General features: G+C 48.2%; 22 protein-coding genes and 2 riboswitches. Of the genes, 6 read left to right on the top strand and 16 right to left on the bottom strand.

What is annotated here, in order from left to right:
- Nucleotides 1-51: 51 nt before the first annotated feature.
- The gene (locus V8Q34_RS07820; protein ID WP_335835189.1) at nucleotides 52-1,281 is read left to right on the top strand and encodes an ROK family transcriptional regulator; all 1,230 of its coding nucleotides are present in this window, start codon (nucleotides 52-54) and stop codon (nucleotides 1,279-1,281) included.
- A gap of 80 nt (nucleotides 1,282-1,361) precedes the next feature.
- Here V8Q34_RS07820 and V8Q34_RS07815 read toward each other — a convergent pair whose 3' ends face one another.
- From V8Q34_RS07815 to V8Q34_RS07780, 8 genes are all read right to left on the bottom strand, one after another.
- Nucleotides 1,362-1,847, bottom strand: coding sequence for a DUF1700 domain-containing protein (locus tag V8Q34_RS07815; protein WP_033141876.1), 486 nt, complete (start codon nucleotides 1,845-1,847; stop codon nucleotides 1,362-1,364).
- 143 nt (nucleotides 1,848-1,990) lie between these two features.
- Nucleotides 1,991-2,491, bottom strand: a complete 501-nt coding sequence (locus V8Q34_RS07810) for a COG2426 family protein (RefSeq protein ID WP_033141877.1) — start codon at nucleotides 2,489-2,491, stop codon at nucleotides 1,991-1,993.
- A gap of 12 nt (nucleotides 2,492-2,503) precedes the next feature.
- Nucleotides 2,504-3,694: a pyridoxal phosphate-dependent aminotransferase gene (locus V8Q34_RS07805; RefSeq protein ID WP_103732396.1), complete on the bottom strand. Its 1,191-nt coding sequence runs from the start codon at nucleotides 3,692-3,694 to the stop codon at nucleotides 2,504-2,506.
- 291 nt (nucleotides 3,695-3,985) lie between these two features.
- Nucleotides 3,986-5,719, bottom strand: a complete 1,734-nt coding sequence (locus tag V8Q34_RS07800) for an ABC transporter ATP-binding protein (protein WP_033141879.1) — start codon at nucleotides 5,717-5,719, stop codon at nucleotides 3,986-3,988.
- 104 nt (nucleotides 5,720-5,823) lie between these two features.
- Nucleotides 5,824-7,566 carry a S8 family peptidase gene (locus V8Q34_RS07795; protein WP_335835188.1) on the bottom strand — a complete coding sequence of 581 codons (1,743 nt, stop codon included), beginning with the start codon at nucleotides 7,564-7,566 and terminating at the stop codon, nucleotides 5,824-5,826.
- Nucleotides 7,567-7,696: 130 nt separating this feature from the next.
- Entirely contained in the window at nucleotides 7,697-8,476 is a 780-nt protein-coding gene (locus V8Q34_RS07790) for a formate/nitrite transporter family protein (protein WP_033141881.1), read from the bottom strand.
- Nucleotides 8,477-8,578: 102 nt separating this feature from the next.
- Complete coding sequence (locus V8Q34_RS07785) at nucleotides 8,579-10,264, bottom strand: formate--tetrahydrofolate ligase (protein ID WP_103732397.1); 1,686 nt, start codon at nucleotides 10,262-10,264, stop codon at nucleotides 8,579-8,581.
- 112 nt (nucleotides 10,265-10,376) lie between these two features.
- A riboswitch (ZMP/ZTP riboswitch) is annotated at nucleotides 10,377-10,463 on the bottom strand.
- A 92-nt stretch (nucleotides 10,464-10,555) separates the two neighbouring features.
- Nucleotides 10,556-11,524 carry a carbohydrate kinase family protein gene (locus V8Q34_RS07780; RefSeq protein WP_033144233.1) on the bottom strand — a complete coding sequence of 323 codons (969 nt, stop codon included), beginning with the start codon at nucleotides 11,522-11,524 and terminating at the stop codon, nucleotides 10,556-10,558.
- 370 nt (nucleotides 11,525-11,894) lie between these two features.
- On the opposite strand from V8Q34_RS07780, the gene dltA reads away from it, so the two are divergent.
- Genes dltA through dltD form a run of 4 tightly spaced genes read left to right on the top strand, consistent with a single transcriptional unit; the run spans nucleotide 11,895 to nucleotide 16,058 of the window.
- The gene (gene dltA / locus V8Q34_RS07775) at nucleotides 11,895-13,439 is read left to right on the top strand and encodes a D-alanine--poly(phosphoribitol) ligase subunit DltA (RefSeq protein WP_335835187.1); all 1,545 of its coding nucleotides are present in this window, start codon (nucleotides 11,895-11,897) and stop codon (nucleotides 13,437-13,439) included.
- On the top strand, nucleotides 13,436-14,608 hold the full coding sequence (gene dltB / locus V8Q34_RS07770) for a D-alanyl-lipoteichoic acid biosynthesis protein DltB (protein WP_033144198.1): 1,173 nt from the start codon (nucleotides 13,436-13,438) through the stop codon (nucleotides 14,606-14,608). Before dltA ends, dltB begins: the two co-directional genes overlap by 4 nt.
- A gap of 39 nt (nucleotides 14,609-14,647) precedes the next feature.
- Complete coding sequence (gene dltC, locus V8Q34_RS07765; protein ID WP_033144197.1) at nucleotides 14,648-14,878, top strand: D-alanine--poly(phosphoribitol) ligase subunit DltC; 231 nt, start codon at nucleotides 14,648-14,650, stop codon at nucleotides 14,876-14,878.
- A 25-nt stretch (nucleotides 14,879-14,903) separates the two neighbouring features.
- Entirely contained in the window at nucleotides 14,904-16,058 is a 1,155-nt protein-coding gene (gene dltD, locus V8Q34_RS07760; protein WP_335835186.1) for a D-alanyl-lipoteichoic acid biosynthesis protein DltD, read from the top strand.
- Between the two features lie 74 nt (nucleotides 16,059-16,132).
- Here the strand turns inward: dltD and V8Q34_RS07755 are convergent, their stop codons facing one another.
- The 8 genes from V8Q34_RS07755 to V8Q34_RS07720 all read right to left on the bottom strand — a co-directional run bounded on the left by V8Q34_RS07755 (nucleotide 16,133) and on the right by V8Q34_RS07720 (nucleotide 24,451).
- Nucleotides 16,133-16,318 (bottom strand): hypothetical protein, encoded by a 186-nt coding sequence (locus V8Q34_RS07755; protein ID WP_033144195.1) that lies wholly within the window; start codon nucleotides 16,316-16,318, stop codon nucleotides 16,133-16,135.
- A 5-nt stretch (nucleotides 16,319-16,323) separates the two neighbouring features.
- Complete coding sequence (locus tag V8Q34_RS07750; RefSeq protein ID WP_103732523.1) at nucleotides 16,324-17,025, bottom strand: response regulator; 702 nt, start codon at nucleotides 17,023-17,025, stop codon at nucleotides 16,324-16,326.
- Complete coding sequence (locus V8Q34_RS07745) at nucleotides 17,018-19,597, bottom strand: sensor histidine kinase KdpD (RefSeq protein WP_335835185.1); 2,580 nt, start codon at nucleotides 19,595-19,597, stop codon at nucleotides 17,018-17,020. Before V8Q34_RS07745 ends, V8Q34_RS07750 begins: the two co-directional genes overlap by 8 nt.
- Before the next feature lie 92 nt (nucleotides 19,598-19,689).
- Nucleotides 19,690-20,340, bottom strand: a complete 651-nt coding sequence (locus V8Q34_RS07740; protein WP_054350752.1) for a potassium channel family protein — start codon at nucleotides 20,338-20,340, stop codon at nucleotides 19,690-19,692.
- Nucleotides 20,341-20,360: 20 nt separating this feature from the next.
- Nucleotides 20,361-21,707: a TrkH family potassium uptake protein gene (locus V8Q34_RS07735; protein ID WP_335835184.1), complete on the bottom strand. Its 1,347-nt coding sequence runs from the start codon at nucleotides 21,705-21,707 to the stop codon at nucleotides 20,361-20,363.
- Nucleotides 21,708-21,854: 147 nt separating this feature from the next.
- The gene (gene ytvI / locus V8Q34_RS07730; protein WP_033142881.1) at nucleotides 21,855-23,012 is read right to left on the bottom strand and encodes a sporulation integral membrane protein YtvI; all 1,158 of its coding nucleotides are present in this window, start codon (nucleotides 23,010-23,012) and stop codon (nucleotides 21,855-21,857) included.
- Between the two features lie 186 nt (nucleotides 23,013-23,198).
- Nucleotides 23,199-23,810 (bottom strand): NUDIX hydrolase, encoded by a 612-nt coding sequence (locus V8Q34_RS07725; protein ID WP_033142882.1) that lies wholly within the window; start codon nucleotides 23,808-23,810, stop codon nucleotides 23,199-23,201.
- A gap of 2 nt (nucleotides 23,811-23,812) precedes the next feature.
- Nucleotides 23,813-24,451, bottom strand: coding sequence for an ECF transporter S component (locus V8Q34_RS07720; protein ID WP_335835183.1), 639 nt, complete (start codon nucleotides 24,449-24,451; stop codon nucleotides 23,813-23,815).
- Between the two features lie 127 nt (nucleotides 24,452-24,578).
- A riboswitch (FMN riboswitch) is annotated at nucleotides 24,579-24,697 on the bottom strand.
- Nucleotides 24,698-25,190: 493 nt separating this feature from the next.
- Between V8Q34_RS07720 and V8Q34_RS07715 the strand changes: the two genes are divergently transcribed.
- Nucleotides 25,191-25,733, top strand: a complete 543-nt coding sequence (locus V8Q34_RS07715; RefSeq protein WP_054350761.1) for a Uma2 family endonuclease — start codon at nucleotides 25,191-25,193, stop codon at nucleotides 25,731-25,733.
- Nucleotides 25,734-25,813 lie beyond the last annotated feature (80 nt).

Below are 25,813 nucleotides of genomic sequence, written 5' to 3'. Positions count from 1 at the left end.
TTTGTATTAAGGATGCACAATCACGATTTTATTATATAAAGGCGGTATTTTATGCAGGAAAAAACTGGTTCCAACATTCAGGATGTGAAATCAAAAAACAGAATGCTTGTTCTAAAACATATTGCAACAGGCAGTGGAATTTCAAGAGTTGATATTGCCCGGAGCACCGGGCTGTCAAAAATGACGGTGGGCAACATAGTGACGGAGCTTCTCAGTTCCGGCCTTGCGGAAGAAACTACAAATGCCTCCAACAACACTTCCGCCAATTATGGGCGCAGACCTATTTTGCTGACACTTGCCCAAAATTCTCCCTGTATCTGCGGTATGCTGATCAAAAGAAAACTATGCCAGGTCGTTCTCTCTGATTTGGGGGGCAGGATATTTAAACAGGTGGATTCCCCCTATAACACCCTTGACAGTTCAGAGGATCTGCTGCAGATTCTCCTCAAGGCTTATAACGAATGTGCCGGGAGCACAGAACGGCGTATCACAGCAATTGGAATAGCCTCCCTCGGACCGCTGGATTCCTCACGGGGGATTATTTTAAATCCGCCCTATTTCTACGGTATCGAAAATCTGCCCATTGTCTCTATCATCAGTAAAAATACAGGACTGCCTGTATTTCTGGTCAATGACGCAACGGCAGGCGCGTTTTCGGAAAAATTATTTGGCTCCGGCACCTCCATATCCAATTTTGCTTATCTTCATATTATGAATGGAATCGGAGCCGGATTTATCCTGAATCATGCCCTGTATGATGGTGATTCCGGGCAGAGCGGTGAGATCGGACATACTTCCATCAATTTCGACGGCCCTCTCTGTGCCTGCGGCAGCCGGGGATGCCTTGATCTGTATGCGAATCTGGATAACCTGCAGCAGCGGATAAAGGAGCTTGCTCCATTTTACTCCAATTCCCCCTTATCTGCGCCTAAGACACCAAGCTGGCTGGATATTATTTCAGCAGGTAATCAGCAGGACCCGCTGGCGATCACCGTTTTGGAGGAATTCTGCTCATACATCGCTTATTCGCTGACCAATACCCTGAATCTTCTGAATCTCTCCACCATAATCGTGGGATACGATTCTGATGGCACCAATACCATAATTGAGGACCTCTTGTATCACAAGCTGTCCAAAATAACCCTTACGGCAAAATTCAACCCGCTGTCCATCATCCACTCCACTTTCGGCGGAAATGCACCTCTCATCGGCTCTGTCGCCCTTGCTGCAGACAAGATATTCAGCGGCCACCTCACGCTTCTGGAGCTGGAAACTCTGTAACGCATAAAAGGCTCTGTATATTATGAAATAATAAACGCTTATTCCATAATATACAGAGCCTTTCTATCTTCACTTTTCTGCTACATCTTCCTGCGCAGAAAAGAAAGCAGAATCAAAACCGCAGCAATGGGCAGTACCACCGGCAGAAGTGCGCTGACAATACTGATAATGAGAGCAATCACGCCCATCACGATCAGGATTCCCAGAACCAGACGGACCGTGGGATTATTATGCATTTTTTCCTGCACATGTTGAAATCCGCCGCCTGTACTTCCTGTACCATCCTGGCTGTAGGATGACTGGCTATAGGAAGATTGACTGTAAGAAGACTGGCTGCCATATCCGTCCTGGCTGGAAGAGCCGGATGCACCGGAAGTTTCCAGAATCGTGCGGGCAATCAGACGTGGATCTCCTAGACGCCCTGTCACCTCTGTCTCAGATGCACCTTTTCTTATCTCGTCACTGATATACTGGTCGTAATATTGTATATGTCCGTTCACAACATTTTGAGAAAGCTCCTCTGAGAGTGTTTCCCGCAGTACCTCTAAAAATTCTCGTTTGCTCATGGCCTTAAAATCCTTTCCTGTTATATCGCCATCTTATCATATCTTTCCCAAAAAGTAATGATAATTCATTAAAATTTTTCTTAAAAAAATAAAAACACCCTGCCTTCGCTGCATGTACAGCATCCGGCAGGGCATTCTTCCTTTTAACTTAATACGGAACCAAGCGCTCCATATCCCAAAAAGCACATGATGATCGTGGCCATACAGAGTCCCAGCAGAATGGCAGGAACGGATTTTTTCAAATCCACTTCAAGAAGGGACGCGATTAAAGCCCCTGTCCACGCGCCGGTACCCGGCAGCGGGATTCCCACAAAGAGAACAAGTCCCCAGAACTCATATTTTTTAATCTTGTCACTCTTTCCCATAGCTCTGTTTTCCAGCTTCTCGATCAGAGGGCGGAACAGTTTTGTCTTCTTCAGCCATTTAAATATCTGCCTGATAAAGAGCAGAATAAACGGGATAGGGATGATATTCCCGATGACGCAGGCAATGACAGCCTGAAGCATGGGAATCTTCAATACGGTTGCCAGTAAAAGTCCGCCCCTCAGTTCCAGAATGGGAACCATGGAAATCAGGAAGACCGCTGCCTCCGGTGTCAGAAAGGACGGCATATTTTCAGCAAACCAATGTACTACGGATTCCATTAAAACCTCCTGTTACTTCACCTGAAACTCCTCAGCAAGGGCTTTAAAGCCAGGCATAGAATTCATGATTGTTTCGTAGGATACGCAGTAGGCAATCCGCACATAACCCGGGCAGGCAAAGGAAGATCCCGGAACGATCAGGATATGATATTTCTTTGCTGCCGCACAGAAGACTTTCTCGTCCTCCACCGGAGATTTTACAAACAGATAGAACGCGCCTTCCGGCTTAATGCACTCAAATCCCAGTTCTTTCAGTCCGTTATATAAAGCCTCACGGTTGCGGTTGTAAAACGGTACGTCTACTTTGGCATCCAGACATTTTGCGACAACTTTCTGCATCAGGGACGGGGCATTGACATAGCCCAGAATACGGGTGGCCACGTTCGCTGCTGCAATGACATCCTCAGCATCACTCACTTCGTCCGGAATCACCAGATAACCGATACGCTCACCCGGAAGGGATAGGGATTTGCTGTAGGAATAACCAATGATAGCATTTTCATAGTATTTTGTCAAATAGGGGACCTCAATTCCATCGTAAACCAGCTCTCTGTAAGGCTCATCTGAAATAAGGTAGATGTCTGTACCCAGCTCTTTTTCCCTGCTGCGGAGGATATCTGCCATCTTCTTGATGGTATCCTCAGAATAGACAACACCTGTAGGGTTGTTGGGAGAGTTGATGATCACAGCTTTAGTCCTGGCAGTGATCTTCTGCTCCAGCTCTTCCAGATTCGGCTGGAAAGTCTCTGTATTCGGGCTTACTACCACAATTTTCCCGTCATAATTGGACACATAGCTGTTGTACTCGCCGAAATACGGGGCAATGACAATCACTTCATCTCCCGGATTCAGCAGCGTTTTCAGGATCACATTCAGTCCTCCCGCTGCGCCAACGGTCATAATAATATTCTTCTCACCAAAGGAAGTCTGGAACTTTCTGTTAATGGAATCCGCGATTGCTGCCCTTACGTCCTCATATCCGCTGTTGTTCATATAACCGTGCAGTACAACCGGGTCTTCCTTCTCCAATTCCTCAAAAACTGCCTTCTTCACCTCAGCCGGTGCCGGAACATTGGGATTTCCAAGACTGAAATCATATACATTCTCTGCTCCGTACTTTGCAGCCATAATCTTGCCTTCCTCAAACATGGCACGTATAGCTGAACTGTTTTTTACCAAATTCACCATTTTATCTGCTATCATATTACTACTCTTCCTTTCTATGTAATCTTTCCCGGCAGCTATTCAGCCGGCGAAGCGTTACCGGCATCCACTCTTTAAGACCGCTCTGTAACAGGGTGATACCTGATGCCGCTGCTCTTATGTACGGCCGGCGCAGTAAATGCGCAGTCCCGGCCGGACAGTCAGCTCTCCTGAACATATTTCAGACTGCGCTTCACAGTCATACTCAATTTCGGATACTTAAGATTATACCATTTTCCACCAGACAAAATCAACGTTTTAACACATTAAACCAAAAAAATATTTCTTTTTCTATACAAAGGACAGTTTATAAAGGCTGCTGTAGAGACCATCCCTCTGCATCAGCTCCTCATGAGTCCCCTCCTCTGCGATTCCGTCATCTGTTAGTACAAGGATTCTCTGGGCTTTGCGGATGGTGGACAGTCTGTGGGCAATGACAAATGTAGTCCTGTCCTTTGCCAGGCTCTCCAGGGACTGCTGCACGATCTTCTCGCTCTCATTGTCAAGGGCGGATGTGGCCTCATCGAAGATCAATATGGGCGGGTTCTTCAGGAACACCCTGGCAATAGACAGCCTCTGTTTCTGACCCCCTGAGAGTTTTACGCCCCTCTGTCCAATATCCGTGTCATAGCCATCCTCCAGTCCCATTATAAATTCATGGGCATTGGCTGCTTTGGCAGCGCGAAGCACTTCTTCGTCCGTAGCGTCCGGCTTTCCATACCGGATGTTCTCCATCACTGTCCCGGCAAACAGATACACGTCCTGCTGTACAATGCCTATATGGTTCCTGAGACTCTGCAGCTTGATCTTTCTCACATCCGTGCCGTCCAGGCATACGCTTCCGCTGCTCACATCATAGAATCTGGGAATGAGGCTGCAAAGGGTTGTCTTACCCGCACCTGAGCTTCCCACAAGGGCCACATATTCCCCGGCCTTCACGGTCAGGTCCACATGGCTTAACACTTCCTCCTGGCTCTCCTCATAGCGGAAGGAAACATCGCGAAAAGCAATTTCTCCCTTCACATCTCCAAGCTCCACCGCGTCCGGCACATCCTTGATATCCGGCGCGATCGCCATGATCTCCAGAAACCGGGAATATCCGCTGTATCCGTTCTGGAACTGTTCTGTAAAGGTGATTAGCTTTTTCACCGGGTCTGTAAAGTTATTGATGTAGAGAAGCACTGTCACCAGATCCTCCACAGGCATTTTCCCCCTGGTCATAAAAAATGCACCGACCAGCAGCACTGTTATAGTGATCAGGGTTGTAAATGCGCCCATACCGGAATTGTAGGTACCCATGTACTTATAGCTGCGCTTCTTGGAATCCACAAAGCGCTCATTGCCTCTCTGGAATTTTTTCATTTCTTCCTTTTCGTTGGCAAAGGATTTCACCACACGGATTCCGGAAAGGCTGTCCTCGATCTGTGTATTGATATCTGCGATCCTGGCTCTGTTCTCTCTGAATGCTGACTTCATTTTCCTGTTGTAAATAAACGCATAGACCAGAAGAAACGGCACAAACAGAAACGCTGACAGCGCAAGCTTTGTATTGATAAACATGAGAATGATAAACGCGCCGATAAATTTAATAATAGAGATCACCAGATCCTCCGGCCCGTGGTGAAGCAGTTCACTGATATCAAACAGGTCAGAGGTGATTCTGGACAACAGATGCCCCACCTTCTGGTTGTCATAGAAGGCAAAAGACAGCTTCTGGTAATGTCCGAAAATCTCATTCCTCATATCCCGCTCAATCCTTGCTCCCATGATATGCCCGTAATAGGCAATATAAAAATTACAGAACGCCTCAACCAGCACCAGCGCCACCATGAAGATTCCCAGCTTTACGATCAGATCGGTGGCTTCCTGCACAGGCTGATTCACCACCGTGCTGGTAATATAGCGTACGATCAGCGGTATCACAAGGGTGATCCCCGCTCCTAAAATAGCAAAAAACAAGTCAGAAAAAAACAAACCCTTATAGGGCTTATAATAGCTGACCAGTCTTTTCAGTGTTTTTCCCATCTCTTTTTGTCTCTCCTTTTCTTCTTCTTGTCGTTGTGGGTTAGCATCATAATCCCAGTATAAAACAGGACACTGCTTTTGGCAATGTCCTGTTTAACAAACTTTTATATGGGAAAGCTGTCCCGCACGCACAGCGCCCCATACCCGGTCTGGTTATTTGGATAAGGCCCTCCCAGCAGATGACGCGCACCCCTGCGGAAATACGCCTTTACTTTCTCCCCATAGAGAAAGGGATCATTCCCTCTCACGATTCCCCACTCCATCAAAAGGGCTGCCGAGCCTGTAACAAAAGGCGTGGCAAAGGAAGTTCCCGTTCTGGATGTATATCCGCCGTTTGGAGAAGCAGTTGTAATATCCACGCCCGGAGCCGCTATGTCCGGCTTTACCATATTGGTAACTCTGGTAAACCCCCGTCCGGAAAAATCCGCGTAGGCCTGATATCTGGAATTATAGGCCCCCACAGAGATTACCCGCCCTGCCGTGGAGGGAATGGTAAGGGTGATTTCCGGCACAGGAAACAGAAAACGTGTCCCCTCGTTCAGAGCAGCACCCCCGGGCATCCACAGATTGTACCTTCCATCCACAATTCTTCCCGGAATCAGATTGACTTTCCACACGCCGCTGTCCACATAGGTGTTCTGGGGGATAAAATCGATGAAAATCTCCTGCGACAGGCTGAAAGGACTTGGTTTTCCGTAGTATATGAGAATCTGCGTAGTCCCCAGATTAAATCGCTGAGGCCCCAATATCTCCTGAAACGGGCCTGCCACCTGTCCGTTTGGATGCTGCAGGGAGATATCCATCCGGTCCACATACTGCTTCCATATCTGCAGATTCATTCCCGTCTCATAACCGCCGATCTGAAGCGGAACCACCTGACTCTCTCCCTGTGCCAGGATTCCTGAGGTGTGCACAGCCTTATTTCCCTCATTTCCCGTTCCCACGCAGATCACGGTCCGTCCCAGACTGGATACATTGTCCAGATACGCCTCAATAAGTGATTCACCGCTGTGGGAACCGTAATTGTTTCCGAAGCTTAAATTCAGAGCAAGGGGCATCCCCATGGCAATGGACTGACGGATACAGTAGTCAACCCCCTGCATCAGCTCTGTCGTCCTGGGAAATCCCTCTTCCTGCGGTGTTCCCAGCTTTACAACAATGATCTGACTCTCTGAAGCCACACCCCTGTGAAGTCCTCCGGAAGCCCTTCCGCTGCCGGCCGCGATACCGAGAACACCGGTGCCGTGTCCGCTCAGATCACGGCTTGGGACCACAGAATACCGCTCCGATGACGCGGGTCTGCGAAGCGCTTCATCGATCTGCTCTTTGGTATACTCGGTTCCGATGATATAGCCCTGGGGCGGGCTGCCGGGCACAGTCTGATCCCACAGCCTCAGAATACGGCTGCTTCCGTCCTCATTGCGGAAATCCGGGTGTGCATAATCCACCCCTGAATCCACACAGCCCACAAGCACGCCTGCACCGAAAAGCGGCTGTCCGAGAGGTGAAAATCCGCTCTGCACCGGATTGATGCAGGAAGCAGCGCGCCCCTGCTCCACTGCGATAAACAATCTTTTGGGCATTTCTATGAACTCTATCTGAGGATAATCCGTAAGACCCTGAATCTGGCTTTCCGGCACGGAGAGAATGGCAAAACCACCCAGCAGTTCCACTGCCCGAATCTCCGGATTCAGTGCCCCCTGCAGACTTCCTGAATATTTTACGATCAAATCCCATCTCCGCTCCTCCGGCTCAAATCCCACATCCAGCACAAGAGATCTCTCCCTCTCCCGGGGTGTGGCATCCAGAGCCAGATTCAGAAGATTTTCCAGCTTCTGATCCTGCATGGCAACTCCTGATTTTTGCTGTATCTCTCCATTATATGCAAAAAAAGCAGCCGAAATCTGTCTTTTATAAAACAGATTTCGGCTGCTGTCATATATTTGGTCAAACAGGCTTACGCTGACCGAATCACATTTAACCCTGAAGTGATTTCGTCTTGGTCATAACATGATACGGGCCTGCCACAAAGAACACACCGCCTATCATATTTCCGATCGTCACGAATAACAGGTTGTAGAAATAACCTCCTATGCTGACTGCCGCATCACCTGCGTTCAAAAGCCCAACTGCCAGAATACTCATATTGGCAACGCTGTGCTCAAATCCGCAGATCATAAATACGAAGATACACCAGAATACCATGATCAGCTTTCCTGATTCAGATTTCATCTTTAATGCACACCATACAGCCAGACAAACCAGGATATTACAGAAAATACCCCTTACCAGAAGCTGTACCGGTGTCAGTGACATCTTTGCAGCTGCTACCTGTGCGAAATAAGCACCTATATCACCTTTCGGCACTCCGGTGAGCTGGAATCCTGCTACACCCAGCAAAGAGCCGAGAATATTCCCCACATAACACAATATCCATGCTTTGACCGTCTTGCCCCAGGGAATACATCCATTGAAAGATGCACTTCCGAGAACCATATTGTTGCCTGTAAACAGCTCGGCACCCGCCATGATAACAAGGCTCAAAGCTGCGGCAAATGCAAAAGCCTGCACTGCTTTCAGCATTGGTGACCCTGCTGCATTCAGAGGTGTTCCCAGCGTAAATGTCACAAAACTTCCAAAGGCAATGAAAAGCCCTGCGGTGATGGAAGATACCATATATCCGAAGGTATTGTTCTCCATGAAGTTTATCTTTCCTTTTGCCGCGTTGCAGACTGCATTGAATTCATCAAAATACATACATTTTCCCCCGCTTCTTTAGCTAAATTATGTATACAAAATTCAGGTACGGCTTAACCGTACCTGAATTGTCCTATATTTAGTTTTCAATATGAATTTTGCTTAGAACAGACCGGAAATCTTTCCTGTCTCGTCAACATCGATTCTCTCTGCAGCCGGAACTTTCGGCAGACCGGGCATGGTCATGATCTCTCCGGTAAGAGCAACAATGAAGCCGGCACCTGCGGAAATCTTCAGGTTACGAACTGTTACTTCAAAGTCTTTCGGTGCGCCCAGTTTTGTCTGGTCATCTGTCAGGCTGTACTGTGTCTTAGCCACACAGATCGGGCAGTTTCCATATCCAAGAGCTTCTAACTGAGCAGCCTGTTTCTGCGCATTTGCAGTCAGAACAGCTTTCTTGCCGCCGTAGATCTTCTGAACGATCTGGTTTAACTTGTCCTCAATGCTTCCTTCCAGTTCATAGGAGAAAGTAAAGTCATTCGGTTCTTCCACAAGACGTACCACTTCTTTAGCCAGTGCAACGCCGCCTTCGCCGCCTTTTGCCCAAACTTCGGAAAGTGCAACATTAACGCCCAGTTCTTTACATTTTGCTTCTACCAGGTCAAGCTCTGCCTTGGTATCTGTGGGGAATGCGTTGATTGCAACAACACACGGCAGTTTGTAAACGTTTGTGATATTGCTTACATGTTTCAGTAAGTTCGGGAGACCTTTTTCCAGTGCTTCCAGGTTCTCGTTGTTCAGTTCTGCTTTCGGCACGCCGCCGTTGTATTTCAGGGCACGTACAGTAGCTACGATAACAACTGCGCTCGGTGTCAGGCCAGCCATACGGCATTTGATATCCAGGAATTTCTCTGCGCCTAAGTCAGCACCGAATCCTGCTTCTGTGATAGCATAATCGCCTAATTTCAGTGCCATCTTGGTAGCGATCACAGAGTTACATCCGTGAGCGATATTAGCGAATGGTCCGCCGTGAACGATTGCTGGTACATGCTCCAGAGTCTGAACCAGGTTCGGTTTCAGAGCGTCTTTCAGCAGTGCGCACATAGCACCTTCTGCATGTAAGTCATGAGCTGTAACAGGTTTCTGCTCGGAAACCTTACCATATGTATAACCAACGATGATTCTTCCCAGTCTTTCCTTCAGGTCTGTAATGTCTTTTGCCAGACACAGAACAGCCATGATCTCGGAAGCAACTGTGATATCGTATCCGTCTTCTCTCGGACAGCCGTTTGTCTTTCCGCCCAGACCATCAACTACGAAACGAAGCTGGCGGTCATTCATGTCAACACATCTTCTCCAGGTAATCTTTCTTGGGTCAATGTTCAGGTCGTTGCCCTGATAAATATGATTATCCAGCATTGCTGCCAGCAGATTGTTTGCCGCACCGATTGCGTGGAAGTCACCTGTAAAATGCAGGTTGATATCTTCCATTGGAACTACCTGTGCATAACCGCCGCCTGCAGCACCGCCCTTTACACCGAATACCGGTCCCAGGGATGGCTCACGGAGCGCTACCATTACATTTTTACCTAATTTCTGAAGGCCATCAGCCAGACCTACGGTTGTGGTTGTCTTTCCTTCTCCGGCAGGTGTCGGGTTGATAGCTGTAACCAGAACCAGTTTTCCGTTCGGTTTATCAGATTCTTTTAACAGATTGTAGTCAATTTTAGCTTTGTACTTACCGTACTGCTCCAGATATTTATCATCAATACCTGCTTTTTCTGCAATCTTGGTAATTGGCTCCATTGTGCACTCCTGTGCGATTTCGATGTCTGTTTTGAATCCCATGTTAATACCCTCCTTTTCATGGCAATAGTCTTGTTTTCTGCATGATTCCGCCGCTGTCTGCATATGAATGCTTTTGAAAAAAAAGGGCAACATTTGTCAATTACACAATTACAAACGTTGCCCAGACGGTCGGCTCTCACTTACATTTTGATTTCACTGTGGTGCTCCACATTGTAATCCGTCAGAAATCAAAACTATTATTTTGTTATGTCTATAATTTATCACAATTTCCGATTACTGTCAATGCTGTATTATATTAAAAATTCACAACAACATTTCGACAATTTTACTCTATTTTCCGGCGATAAACGTTAATACTTCTTCTTTTTTGGGCATAACACGGAGTGCCCCTTTCTTTGTAGTGATAAGAGAGGAAGCTCCGTTGGAGAATTCCAGCATTTCATAGAGCTGGTCCTCTGTAAGACCCTCAATTCCGTGCTCCAGCACATAATTCAGTGCGCATGCACCGAAGGTATCGCCTGCTCCTGTTGTCTCAATAGTATTCTCCTGCAGGAACGGTGCGTGGAATACTTCCCTGCCCTCATGGAACGCTGTGCTTCCCTCTTTTCCCATGGTCACGTTCATCAGCTTCAGATTCGGATACCGGGACAGCAGCATATGGGCGCCTTCCTTCACATCTTTCGTCCCGGTCATGAATTCCAGCTCTTCCTCGGAAATCTTCAGGAGGTCACATTTTGAAAGACCGTATGCGATCTGTTCTTTTGCAAGCTCCATGCTGCTCCACAGCGGAGGGCGCAGGTTCGGGTCAAAAGAGATGAGAAGTCCCGCTTCTCTAGCAATATCAATAGCCTTTGCAGTCGCCCGGCGCACACCCTCATGGGTCATGGACAGGGTGCCGAAATGAAAGGCTCTGGCTGATTTTATGTATTCTTCGTCTATCTGGTCAACGCTCAGCATCATGTCCGCACCGGGATTTCTGTAAAACGCAAAGTCCCTGTCTCCATCCTCAAAAGTATGGACAAACGCCAGTGTTGTGTGGACTTCCTGATCCTCATACAAATGACTGGTATCGATTCCCAGGCTGTTCAGCGTATTTCTCAGGGATGTACCGAACTGGTCTTTACCCACAACTCCCAGAAAAGATGTCTTTTTTCCAAGATTATTGAGCATAGCCAGCACATTACACGGCGCTCCGCCGGGATTTGCCTCAAAAATGGGGTTGCCCTGTCCGCTCACTCCGTTTTCCGTAAAGTCGATCAAAAGCTCACCAAGCGCGATAACGTCAAAATTCTTGTTCATATATGTTCTCCTTGTCCGTTTTATTCTACTGTGAATTATATTCGTTTTGCCTGCTTTACGCAAGTACCGCGGCACAATTATTCATAAAAAATACATTGTATGTAGAATTATTGTAACTGTTCAGTCAGGTCTGCGCATTTACTGCGCTGACCGTGCAAAAGAGTAGTGGCGGCAGGTATTCGCCCCATCGCAAAGCGATTTTTAATGGGCGAATACCCGTAACGATTCAGCTGGCTGAATAGTTACGAATTATTCTTAATGAATCGAAAGGTTTTCTTTAGAATTTCTTTAAAATTGAGCCTGCTAATTCTTTTAAATTCTATGGTGTAATTAAGAAGGTAAGAAAAACGTCGAAATTGAGGTGAATTTTATGAATATATTGAACCAAATATGGGAATATGCCTCCATCTGCCCGGAAAGAACAGCCATCTGCTGCGACGGACAGTCTGTTACTTACGGAGAGCTGGAGTTATATTCTGAGCGTCTGGCCCGTCATATTGAGCAGCAATGCGGACAGAACTATGCCCCCATAGCTGTATACGGCCACAAACATCCCCTGATGCCTGCGGCATTTCTGGCCTGTGTCAAATCAGGCAGGGCTTACTGCCCCATTGACACCTCAGTGCCGGACTCCCGGGTGGAAATGATTCTGGATGCCCTGGATTCCCCGATTCTTCTCTCCCTCTCTCCTCTCCATGCGGACTGCAGGGATAAACGAATCCTTTCCCTGCAGGATATTGATGTCATCGTACATACAGATTTGTCCCGCATGGATAACAGCATGGGCGATACCGTACCCGAACCGGTTTCCGGGGATGATATCTTTTATATCATATTTACTTCCGGAAGCACAGGAACCCCAAAGGGCGTCACGATCACGGAAAGGAATCTCAGCAATTTCCTGGACTGGTCCATCACCCTGGGAACCTCCACCAATGCCAAAAAGGGAAAGGTATTCCTGAATCAGGCCCCCTTTTCCTTTGATCTGTCCGTAATGGATCTGTATACATGCCTTGCGGTGGGCGGAACTCTCTGGTGTCTGACAAAGGATGTGCAGAAGGATTACCAGAAACTGCTGGAATCCCTGAAACGATCGGATGCCGCAATTATGGTTTCCACACCATCCTTTGCCGATGTGTGCCTGTCAGACCCGGCTTTTGCACAGACGGCTCTGCCAAACCTCGGACTATTTCTGTTCTGCGGGGAAACCCTTACCAACCGGACAGCCCGCAGGCTTCTGGAGCGTTTCCCCTCTGCAAAAGTCATGAACACCTACGGTCCCACAGAGTCCACCGTGGCAGTCACCCAGGTGGAAATAACGCCAGAGCTGGCTGCCGGCACTTCCCCTCTGCCTGTAGGCAGGCTAAAACCCGGCACCACGCTGCAGATCTGCGGTCCCGACGGGCGCGTACTTCCTGAGGAAGAAAAAGGGGAGATCATCATACTGGGCAATACCGTAAGCCCCGGCTATTATCAGAACACACTGCAGACAGAAAAGCACTTTTTTACATACACAGAAGAGGGAATCCCCGCACAGGGATACCGCACAGGGGACAAAGGATATCTGAAAGACGGCATGCTCTATTACTGCGGACGCATAGACCTGCAGATCAAGCTGCACGGATACAGAATCGAGCTGGAGGATATTGAAAACAATCTTCTCCGTCTCCCCCAGATAGAAAAAGCTGCCGTACTCCCCAACATAAAAGACGGGCGTGTCAAAAGCATCAGTGCCTATCTGGTCTGCCCCGGCATGACGGCGCCGGAGCGTACTTACGCGGAAATGCTGAAAGAGAGTCTGCGCACCTTCCTTCCGGAATACATGATACCGAAAAAACTCATCTTCATGGACAGGCTTCCCATGACCGGAAATGGCAAGGTTGACAGAAAGGCCCTCGGGAGCGCAGTTCTTTGAGTTTTTATGAAGGGCTTTCCTTCTTTATCTGCCTCTTTTTATTCCTGATTCCTGCCGTCATTCTGGGCATCATGGAAAAAAAGATGGGGCATTATACCCTGGCCGTATCCCTGGTCTTCATAGTACTGGTCTTCGGCCACAGCCCCGGACAGTTCCTCTATCTGCTTCTCTTTTACGGATGGTCCTATCTGGTGGTGCGCGGCTACGCTGCTGTCCGCGCCAAAAACGGCAGGAATGAAAAACAATACTACCTGTTCCTGGCAGCCATGCTGCTGCCCCTTATATTATGTAAACTATCGCCGCTGTTCCATATGAACATATTCGGATTCACCGGCATTTCCTATATGAGCTTCCGCAGCATCCAGATGGTCATAGAGATTTACGACGGAATCATTTTGGAGGTCCCACTCCTGGAATTTTCAGGATTCCTCCTTTTCTTTCCCTCCATCAGCTCCGGTCCCATTGACAGAAGCCGCCGGTTTCACGATGACTGGATGCGCATCCTGCCAAGGGCAGAATATCTGGATATGCTGGCAGAAGGTATCTTCAAACTACTGCTGGGCCTGGTCTACAAGCTGGCGCTGGGCACCCAGCTCTACACCCTTCTCACTATATGTGAGCAGTCCATGGGACGCCGGGACGCCCCCTGGTATTTCGCCGCAGGCTACGCCTGGCTGTACGGCTTCTACCTGTTCTTTGATTTTGCAGGCTATTCCCTCATGGCAGTGGGAACCGCCTATATTCTGGGTGTCAGGCTGCCGGACAACTTCCGCGCTCCATTTCGGAGCCTGGATATAAAAGAGTTCTGGGACCGCTGGCACATTACCCTGTCCCACTGGTTCCGCGATTTCCTCTTTACCCGTTTCATTATGAAATGCTCTAAGAAGAAATGGTTCTCCACCCGTTTAAACAGAGCCTGTGCCGGATTTATTGTCAACATGGGCGTTATGGGACTGTGGCACGGCGTCACGCCATCCTACATACTATACGGACTCTACCACGGCATTCTGCTGTCGGCCACAGAAGTTTACCAGAAAAAATCAGGCTTCTACAAAAAATATAAAAACCGGAAACTATACAAGGCAGTCTCCTGGCTGCTTACCATAAACCTGGTGATATTCGGCTTCTTTATCTTCTCCGGAAAATTCCTGGAGCTTTTAACCGCCTGATATCCTCAATAAACTTTAACAGAAAAAGGAGAAAACAAAATGGAAGAAAAAATTTTAGATTTATTAGCAGAGATCTGTGAGGATGATATTGTGAAAGAAGACTTAAAAACCGAGCTTTTCCAGTCCGGTCTTCTGGATTCCCTGGGATTTGCCGAATTTCTGGCCGGCCTTGAGGAGGAATGCAGCATCGTCATAGCCCCCTCAGAGGTCACCAGGGAAGAAATGGATACCCCGGAAAAAATCCTCAATCTTGTAAAATCCAAATGCTGACCAGAGAAAGGCAGGCGTAAGAAACATGAAGAGACTGACTGCATTTTTCACGGCCTTCGTGCTGTTCCTTGTCACCGCGGCAGGCATCCACCTGGCTGTCCGTGACAGGAAGATTCCGGACTCCCGGACATTTTCCACCTGGGCCAACGAGACAAAGACACGTTCCCGTGAAACCATAAAACAAAATCTTGGCCCTGACAGCCTTCTGGTATTCGGCTCCTCCGAGTTTATGCACGGGCAGGACACCCCGTACCATCCTTCCTCTATGTTCGCGGACAGTGACTTTGAGCCCATGCTCATAGGTGCCGGCTATTACCAGTCCCTGAGCCATGCCATTGCTTTAAGCGCCGTAGGGGAGGGCCAGAAAAAGGCCGTCCTTTTCCTATCCCCCCAGTGGTTCAGAAAACCCGGCATCCTGCCCCAGGCCTTTGCCTCCCGCTTCTCTGAGAACAACTATCTGGGCATGCTGCAGAACGAAAACCTCTCACCGAAAACAAAACAATACATCATAGACCGCACCCATACGCTTCTGAAAGATGACCCCAAAACCAAAGACCGTTTAAGCACATATGAGCGCGTATGGGTCACCAAAACCGCAACCACAGAGGACACCCTCATAGCCGGCGCCTGGCAGCACTTTCTGAACGAGAAAGAAAAGATCACCGTCCCTCTTCTCTTTGACCTCACCGCAAAAAAGAAAGCGCCGCCGGCCACTGACATATCCATAAACTGGACCAAATGGCTGGCCAAGGCCGAGGAAGACGGCTCCCGCCACCAGGAGAACCAATTCTACATAGACGACAAAAACTACAAAAAGCTGAAACCCCACCTGGCCAAAAAGAAAGGCCGCAACAAAAAAGCGATACACGGCTACGGCTCCTCCCCCGAATACGACGACCTCCGCTGCTTCCTGGATGTATGCCGCGACATGGACATCGAACCTCTTCTGGTCATTCTCCCTGTTAACGGCTATTACTACGACTACACCGGTTTTCCCCGTACTGCCCGGGAAACCTACTACTCCAACATCCGCAGTCTTGCCTCCGCCTACAACGCCGAACTTGCCGATTTCTCAACAGATGAATACACCAAATACTTCTTTGAAGATCAAGTCCACATAGGACGGAAAGGATGGGTTCTGATCAATGAAAGCCTTTACAACTTTTATAAAAAACCTTAAAACCAACCGCAAAGTCCGTTTCCTCCTCCAGGTGCTCTCCTTCTACATCCTCCTCATGCTCCTCTACCTCTATTTCATGACCGCCAACCTCTCCACCGCCCCACCCTTCCTATATTCCCAATTTTGAAGCCGCGGGGCGGCTTCTTTTTTCTTTTTTCTCCAACGCCATCCCTAGCCTCTTTCCCCCACAACCTGAATCCCATGAAAAACACCGCGGCCGGCAGTCTTCTCTCCGGACTGCCGGCCGCGGTGTTTTTCATGCTCACTACTCCCTTTTAATCATCCGATACCCAATCCCAATATGCGTCTGTATATACTTGGGCTCCGATGGCTCCTCCTCAATCTTCTTCCTCAGCGTCGCCATAAACACCCGCAGCGAAGGCACATCACTCTGCATCACATTCCCCCATACCTCATTCAGTATAAAGTTATGCGTCAGCACCCTCCCCACATTTTTAGCCAGAAGACACAGCAGCTTATACTCAATCGGCGTCAGATGGACCTCCTCATCCCTGATAAACACACAACCGGATGCATAATCGATCTTCAAATCCCCGTTCACGAAGACCGCGTTGTCCTCCACGCCCCCGCTGCTCTGATACATAGCCCTGCGAAGGCTTGCCCGCAGCCTTGCCAGCAGCTCCTCCACACTGAAAGGTTTCGTCAGATAATCATCTGCCCCCGCATCCAGTGCGCTTACCTTATCCGCGTCCTCGCTCCTGGCACTTACCACGATGATCGGTACATTTGACCAGGACCGCACTTTTTTTATCAGGTCCACACCGTCCATATCCGGCAGCCCCAGGTCCAGTATGATCACATCCGGCCTCTGGGATACCGCCTCCATCAGGGCCTGTGCCCCGTTTTTAGCCATATGGTATCGGTATTCCTGCATATCCAGTGTGGTTCCCATCAGATTTCTGACAGCCTTGTCATCTTCCACAATAAGTATCAATGGTTTATTCATGTATCACTACCTCCTCTGCCGGCAATGTGAAATAGAAAACGCTTCCCCGGGGGCTGTTGTCCCTTACCCCGATTTCTCCGCCGTGTGCATTTATAATGGCTTTACAGAGTGCAAGGCCAAGTCCCAGCCCGCGCCTGCCATCCCCTTTCTGATTCTCTGCCGTATAAAACATCTGAAACAGCTTATTTTTATCCGCATCCGCCACCCCGTTTCCGTTGTCCGCAATTTCCGTCCACACAAATCCATCCTTCTGGAACACATGAACCTTAATCTCTGACCCGGCCGGTGTATATTTGATGGCATTGTCTATGATATTGATAAACACCTGCACGATCAGCCTGGTATCCATCCTGGCCATCAGGAATTCGTCCTCCTGCTTCACTGTGATCTTGTGTTCTCCGCTCTTTCTGTCCAGGTGGTGCATGGCCTCGTTGATCACATCGTCCAGAAGTTCTGTCTGCCGCTTCAGGTTCATGGTCCCATTCTCAATCCTTGTGACAGAGAGCAGATTCTCCACCAGGTTGATGAGCCAGATGGCATCGTCATAAATATCCCCGTAAATCTTATGCCTCTGGCTCTCCTCCATCTGGGCGCTGCCGTTTAAAAGCACACTGGCATTTCCGGAAATACCGGTCAGCGGAGTGCGCAGGTCATGGGAAATGGCCCGCAGCAGATTAGCCCGCAGCCGCTCCTGTCTGGCGTTCATCTCCACTTCCTTTTTCTCCTCATCCAGCTTCTGCTTTTCAAGTGCCAGGGCACATTCATTCAACATGGCAAGCAGCAGGCTTCTCTCAAAAGCAGTGAGTTCCTCAGCCCCCATAACAATACCTGCCACTGCCAGAGCTTCCTTCCTGCCTCTCACAGCCAGGTACAGACATTTTGCATCGGGCAGCGTATCTGTTGTGGCACCCGCATGCTTATTATTCTGATACACCCAGGATACCACTTCCTGTTCCTTCTCATTGAGATACTGCCCGGCATCCGACATATCCTGTTTTTCCATTCTGGGAACCAGATTTCCCTTCTCATCGGGCATATAGAAGATAACCGTTCGGCCCAGCATTTTCTCCATCTGCACCATGATCTCCCGGATGATCTGGGACACATCCCTGGCCTTCTGCAGCTTCTGGCTGGTCTCCAGCAGGATTTCCGTGCGGTATGCCTTTTCCGCTGCCTGGTGCGCCTGCTCCTTCACTCTGGTCGTCAGGGTGGAAATGAGGAATGCCACCAGGAACATAATGATAAAGGTAACAGGATATTCCGGCCCGTAGGCTTTAAACGAATATCTGGGGAGTGTAAAGAAAAAATTAAAGGTAAATACACTGATAAAGGAGCTCACCAGACTGTATGCCTTGCTCTCTGTCCACATGGCGGTGAGAACTACCCCCAGAATATACAGCATGATAATATTGACCTCTGAAATCCCATGGCTGTACATCCATCCGCCAATCCCCGTGGAGGCCAGCAGCACGCCCACTGTCTTCAGGGTATCCTTGAAGGTGAAGCCGGTTCTGCTGTGCCTTATGCGAAATCCCGCAGTACCGGTATTCTGCTCCATGGATGGGATAATATAAATATCAGGATTGGAGCCAAGTGCTGTCAGTTTGTCGGCAAAGCTGACTCTGGAAAAAGAGAGGCCTCCGATCCATTTGGTACGGCCCAGCACAATTTTTGATACACCTGCCATTCTGGCATACTCTGCGATCTGCTGGACCACATCATCCCCGTACATGGTGATGACCCTGGCTCCCAGTTTTTCCGCCAGTTCCATATTCTCTTTTAATATCCTTTTATCTGCATCCGGCAGATTTTTATCGTGGGACGTCTGCACATACAGAGCGGTAAACGCCCCGTGGAACGCATCCGCCATACGTGCCGCGGTCCTGATCACCCTGCCGTTGGAGGGAGATGCGGAGATTCCGGTCAGGATATGTTCTCCCGGATAGGAGGTCTCCTGTACATCCTCCCCCTTTTCCGCGATCTTATTGATCCTGTCCGCCATTCTTCTGAGGGCCATCTCCCGCAGGGCAGTGAGGACACCTGTATCCGCAGCATTATTTCCAAGGCACTCCCGTACCTTTTCCGGTTCCGCGTCCACAAATTCCACCTGGTCTGCCTGATCGAATACTTTATCCGGAACGCGCTCCCCTGCCGGTCTGCCGGTCAGGGAGGAAATCACATCCGAAAGACTCTCTATCTGCTGTACATTCAGGGTCGTATACACATCAATCCCGGCCCGAAGAAGCTCCTCTATGTCCTGATAACGCTTTCTGTGCCTGGAACCCGGAGCATTCCCGTGGGCCAGCCTGTCTATGACCAAAAGCCCGGGCCTTCTTCTGATCGCGCTGTCCAGATCAAACTCCGGGGACAGATTCCCCTGATAATTATGAAAAACGGGGGCAAGCTTTTCCATTTTCTCCCCCAAATCCAGCTCCAGGGGAACACATCCGACCACTACATCGCAGCCCTCTTTTTTCATCTCCGCTGCATCCCGCAGCATCTGTCCTATCTTTCCTGTTCCTTCCGCATAGCTGAAAAAGATCTTCAGCCTGCCGCTTTTATCCGTCTCCATCCCGGCTCCCCCTTTCTGCGCTGTTTGGTTTATTATAGCCTATTTCCCGCGGGAATCAAATAAATTATGCGGGGAAAGGCAAAGAGCGCCGGCTATCTCGCCTTTGCCAGCGCTCTTACATCTTTGTAATGTCCCATGATGATCAGGGTCTCACTTCCCCGAAAGATATACTCCGGGCGGGGAAGAGGATAGATTTCCTCCTGTTCCTTGACTGCCAGAATACTGATATGATATTTATTCCGCACCCCCTTTTCCACAATGGACTTGCCCACCCACGGTGCCGGGACCGGAATCTCATAAATGGAGTAGTCAGGGGTTAATTCAATGTAATCGAAAATATTATCTGTGCCGAATTTGACAGCCAGACGTTCTGCCATCTCCCGTTCCGGGTAGACTATCTTGTCCGCTCCGTTTCTGAGAAGAAACTTTGCGTGCACATCCCTGTTTGCCCTTGAGAGGACAAAAGGCGCCCCGTAATCCTTGAGAAGCGCTGTGGTCTCCAGGGAGCTCTGAAAATTATCCCCGATGGCCACAACGCAGAGATCAAAATTACCCACTCCCAGAGAGGCAATGAAATGCTCATTGGTGGTATCTCCAATCTGCGCATTTGTCACTAGGTCCAGCGCGTCATTGACACGCTCCTCATTTATATCAACTGCGAGGACTTCATTGCCCTCCTCTATTAATTTCGCTGCCATATGGCGGCCAAAGCGGCCCAGTCCCACTACAAGAACCGATTTCATTTTCTACTTTTCCTCCTTGATCAGCCTACAGATACCTTTTCCATAGGCAGTTTTGATGGTATGTTGGCAATCCGGTTGCCGAAAGCAATGAGTATGGTAATGCCTCCGACCCTTCCGATAAACATGAGCAGTATCAGAACAATATGTGAAACGGTTCCAAGCTGCGCAGTGATCCCCAGAGACAGTCCTACGGTTCCGATCGCGGAGGCCGCTTCAAACAGAGCGTCCTGGATCGCAGTTCCATCTGCAGAGGCGATCAGCACAGTTCCCACCAGGATCAGAAGCCCATAGAGCATGGTTACACAGCTTGCGTGGCGCAGGGCATTCTCCTCCATTCTTCTGCGGAAACACTCGATATCCTTCCGTTTTCTGAATTCAGACCATATACTCAGAATCATGATGGACATGGTGGTTGTCTTAATACCTCCCGCAGTGGAACCGGGAGAACCGCCGATAAACATAAGCCCTACTATGAGGATTTTACTGCAGCCCGATAGCGTTGTCAGATCCACGGTATTGAACCCCGCTGTTCTGGGCGTTACGGCCTGAAAGAACGCGCAGAGTACCTGTTCCCCAAAGCTTCTTCCCTCCATGGAAGGTTTCCCCAGCTCAAAGAAAAACATGAGGACAGCCCCTCCGAGAATAAGTATCGCTGTTGCCATGAGCACGACCTTTGTGTGGAGCTTATAATTTTTATAATGCCATTTATGGTTCCTGACATCTGCCCATACAAGAAATCCCAGGCCGCCCACTATGATCAGCAGCATAATGGTGATACTCACCAGAGGGCTGTCTGAAGCGGTCATGAGGGAAGTTCCCGGATCAAAATAGCCCATCAGATCTATTCCCGCATTACAAAAGGCAGAAATGGAGTGAAATACGGAAAAATATATACCTTTTCCCGTACCCAGTCTCGGAACAAAATAAAAGCTCAGCAAAATGGCTCCGATCCCCTCGAATAATACCGTTCCGCCGAACACAAACTTTGCCATGCGCACAATTCCGCCCACCTGGGGTGCAGCCACGGATTCCTGCATCAGAAGCCTCTGCGACAAACCAATCTTTCTCTTGGTGATAGCGAGCGCGGAAATGGCGATCGTCATAAATCCAATGCCGCCTATCTGTATTAATAATAAGATGACACCCTGGCCAAATTCAGACCAGAATGTATAGGTGTCATGCAGCACCAGTCCGGTGACACACGTTGCTGATGTGGCGGTAAACCAGGCATCCATAAACGGAGCTGCTGTCATCTGCCGGTTGGACACAGGCAGCATCAGCAGGAGCGTACCTGTGGTAATCACTGCCAGATAACCGAATACAATAAGTTTCGTTGTGGTCCAGTGATGTTTTTTTATTCCTGACATAAGAGTCTTCCACCCTTTTTATTCTCTTTCTGTGTTATCCTGTAACTACATATTCTAAATTCTTTTATATTAAAACGGCATAAAGCTATGTTAAGGACGCATTAAGATAGCATAAAGATTTTACTCTTTATGCTATCTTGTCCTGTTCTATGATTCTTTATTCTCTATGTGCTCTTCGTCCCCATTGTTGCGGCAGATCCACTCCAAAAGATCCTCCATGGCTTCCTTTGCTGACTGGAGCGGTCTGTCAAACATACCTGATTTATAGAAATTGATCACAACTGCCCCTATGGGCACTGCAAGTATCATGCCAATGACACTGCTGACCCGGTATCCTGTATACATAAAGATTAGTGTAAGGAGCGGGTCCATGCCAATGGAATCCCCCACCATCTTGGGCTCTATGACCCTCCGCACCAACTGCGTCACCAGGTAAAGGATGATCAGACCAACCGCAAACTTTGTATCACCGGACAACAGCTTGAATACAGCCCATGGTATAAGGGCTGTCCCTGTTCCGAAGAACGGAAGCATATCCAGAAAAGAAATGAGGAATGCCACCAGCACGGCAAAGCTCACCTCCAGAAACAGCAGCCCTACACAGAGTATTGCCCAGATAACAGCCATGATCTTAAACTGTGCTTTGAAATAACCGCCGAAGACCTTTTTAAAGCTGTCTGCCAGCAGTCTCCATTTTTCCTGGATGATCTGCGGTGTGTTGTTCCGCCCAAACTCCAGGATTCCATCCCGGTCCGCGATGAAAAAATAGGCGGACAATATGGTAAATATAATAGATATCAGCACACTCGGAAGATGCTTGGCCATATCACCTGCGTAGCCAACGGTCCACTCGCTGATATTTCCCACCAGTTTCCCGATCCGTTCTCCCAGATCGTCCTGCACATTATTGATGGAAGTCTGTACATTTTCCGGAAGCTGTTTCATGAATTTATTGAGATTGTGCTCCACCTCCCGAAAATCCTCCCGGAATCCACTGTAAATATCCGGTGCCTGATTGATCAGGTCACTGGCCTCCTCCACCGCTTTTGTTCCTATAAAATACCCTGCTCCGATTATGGCGGCTAAAACTGCTATAATGATCAGCATGGATGTGTGCTTTCTGGCTATTTTCATCCTCTTTTCCACCATGCGCACCAGAGGGCTGGCGATCATGGCGATGATCCATCCGATGACAAAAGGCATAAAAAACCTGAGGAATTTAAGTCCCAAAACAATGACCAGTATAACGCCTAAAACTGTAAACAATGCCGCCAGAATACCTTTTACATACTTCTTCCACTTCATATATAAATATCTCCCATGCCTGCCTGTTTTGACTGCTGTCTGCGCAATCTGACAGTAGCCGGGGCAGATTTTGCCTGCACCGGCTACCTTAAGTATACTCTCATCCGCCCGGGATACAATGCCTATCCCGTTAATTTTTTATGAAAAATTTGCGAACGGTTTCTGATCTATAATTGATTCTGTGTCTTAGATTTCCTTCAGAAAAGCAAACGGCTCATCATCATGCAGAAAATGCATCAGCATATAAGCCGTCATGATCGCCGCTTTCTCTTCCCTCAGGATTCTTCTGACCTCTTCCCTGTCAGCCAGCACAATCTCCAGCTCCTCGGAATCCTCCAGTCCATCCCCGGACACCTGGCCGGAAGCATAACCGTATACACTGGCGCAGGATTCATCGGTCATGCCAATGGTAGTAAAATACGGTTTCTCATATGCCGGGTCCACATCAAGAGGAGTAAGCGTCAGGCCGGTTTCCTCTTTCATCTCTCTGATCGCGGCTTCTCTGTAGTCCTCACCGGGCTCTACCAGGCCTGCCGGGAACTCATAGATATAGCTGTCAATAGCATAGCGGTACTGACGTACCAGCACGACCCTGTCTTTCTTCTCCCCATAGAGGCTGTAGATAATAACTCCATCCGGGGTGTTTTTCCTTGTTTTGATCTTCAGTTCATTCTCAGTCTTTGCCCGTGACGCCACATAGTAATGTCCCTTTCTTCCTGTCTTACTCTCCACATCCAGGTGGTAGAGATTTACATGGGGATTCTCTGTGAGCGGCGTCACCTTTTTTATATCCGGCATTTTTATTCTCCTCGCAGTAATACTCTGATTCTCTTATAAATAAGCAGTGTTACAACAGAGATGATACATCCCTTCACCAGGTTAAACGGCGCCACTGCCAGCACCACAAAGGTAAACAGGTTATTGATTCCTGCATTGATAGATGTGCCCATCTGAATAAAGGCGCTCACCGGCATCCCGAAAGCTGCCCCGTATGCGGGGAGCAGGATAAATGCATTCACAACACAACCCACAACAGCCATACAAATGGTTCCGATCACCATTCCGATCACTGCAAATTTTTTGTTCCTGCGGTATTTATAGAAAAATGCTGCCGGAACGATAAAAGAGCATCCCATCAGGAAATTGGCGATTTCACCCACACCCGCTGTGGCGGAGCCGTGGATGACTGCATACAGCAGTACCTTCAGAAGCTCGATCATAATACCTGCCACCGGTCCCATAGCAAACGCGCCAACCAGCACGGGTACTTCTGAGAAATCCATCTGATAGAAAGGCGGTGCGATCACCGGGATGGGAAACTCAATCATCATCAATACCGTAGCCACGGCTCCAAGCATGGCTACCTGTGCCAATGTCCTGATTTTAGAACGATTCTGTGCACCTGCAGGTCTTTTGTTTACAATTGCTTCATTACTCATTTTTATTCTCTCCTTTTTATGATGGTTTCATAAAAGGAAATTCTTCTTTTTCCGCTGCCGCTTCCGCGGCTGAAACGAAAAAACGCCCTGAAAATCAGGGCATTGATGAAATCTGCATTATGAAATACATTTTCTTCTCTCATCCAGACTTTAACTGTCGGTACCGGAATCACACCGGTTCAGCCATTTACATGGGTCGCGGACTATACCGCCGGTAGGGAGTTGCACCCTGCCCCGAAGAATTTTCTTTTATCTGAGAATTATTATAAACCTTTAAAGGCTTGATTTCAATGGGTTTTTGAAGATTTTTAAAATTGTTTTCTTCATAAATTCGCATAACTTTCCGTATTTACCAACAGATTTCTGGTAAATAATTGGTGAATTCAACCAGCTCTGAACCTATTAGAATCAAGCTTTTTCAGTTATTCCCTTACTCTTTCCTGGGTCACATCGTCATAAATCCTGGATATCATCTTGTAATCATAGCCCGCTTAGAGCTTTTACCTTCCGGATAATCCCTGCAGCATCCGTCTGATGGATTCACGTTTATGACATGGTCTTCCACAGCAAGTCCCAAAACGGAATGAATCATTTTCTGAAAATTTACCATAATCAGCAATACAGGATAATAAAAATATAGTATACTTTATGCATAGTCATATTCTCCTTTTGTCTAAGCGTAGAACAGAATAACCACCCGAAATGTTCCCTATAATATATAATGAAAGGAGTGTTCATTATGGCATCAGCACAGGAAAAAATATATACTATCAACGATATTAACGCCCTTCCCGAAGGCACAAGGGCTGAGCTTATCGACGGTCAGATTTATTATATGACTCCCTCTACCCGGGCACACCAACAACTTTTGCTTTCCATAAGCAGACAAATCGCAGATTACATTGACCGAAAGGGCGGTCCATGTGAAATTTATATTGCTCCCTTTGCCGTATACCTGGACAAAAGCACACATACCTACGTAGAACCGGATATTTCTGTTATCTGTGACAAAAATAAACTGGATGATAAAGGCTGCAATGGTTCTCCTGACTGGATTATTGAAATCGTCTCTCCCAGTAGCAGACGGATGGATTACTCTGTCAAACTATTCAAATACCGTTCTTCCGGCGTACGGGAATACTGGATTGTAGACCCAGAAAAACAGAGGGTAATGGTTCACGATTTAGAGAATGAAGATATCGATGAATACTCCTTCTCAAATATAATCAGCGCCAAGATTTATGATGACCTGTCCATAGATTTTTCGCACTTCAGGATATAATACTTTCATATTATATGAGCACTCTCCCGAAACCTCTATCTTCTGGCACTCGGTGGCAACTATACAATATCGGGTGCCAA

Source organism: Blautia sp. JLR.GB0024, from assembly GCF_037000545.1.
GTDB classification, from domain to species: Bacteria; Bacillota; Clostridia; order Lachnospirales; family Lachnospiraceae; genus Blautia; species Blautia celeris.
Note: the sequence above shows the minus strand (reverse complement) of the source record. Positions and strands in the feature narration are given on the sequence as shown.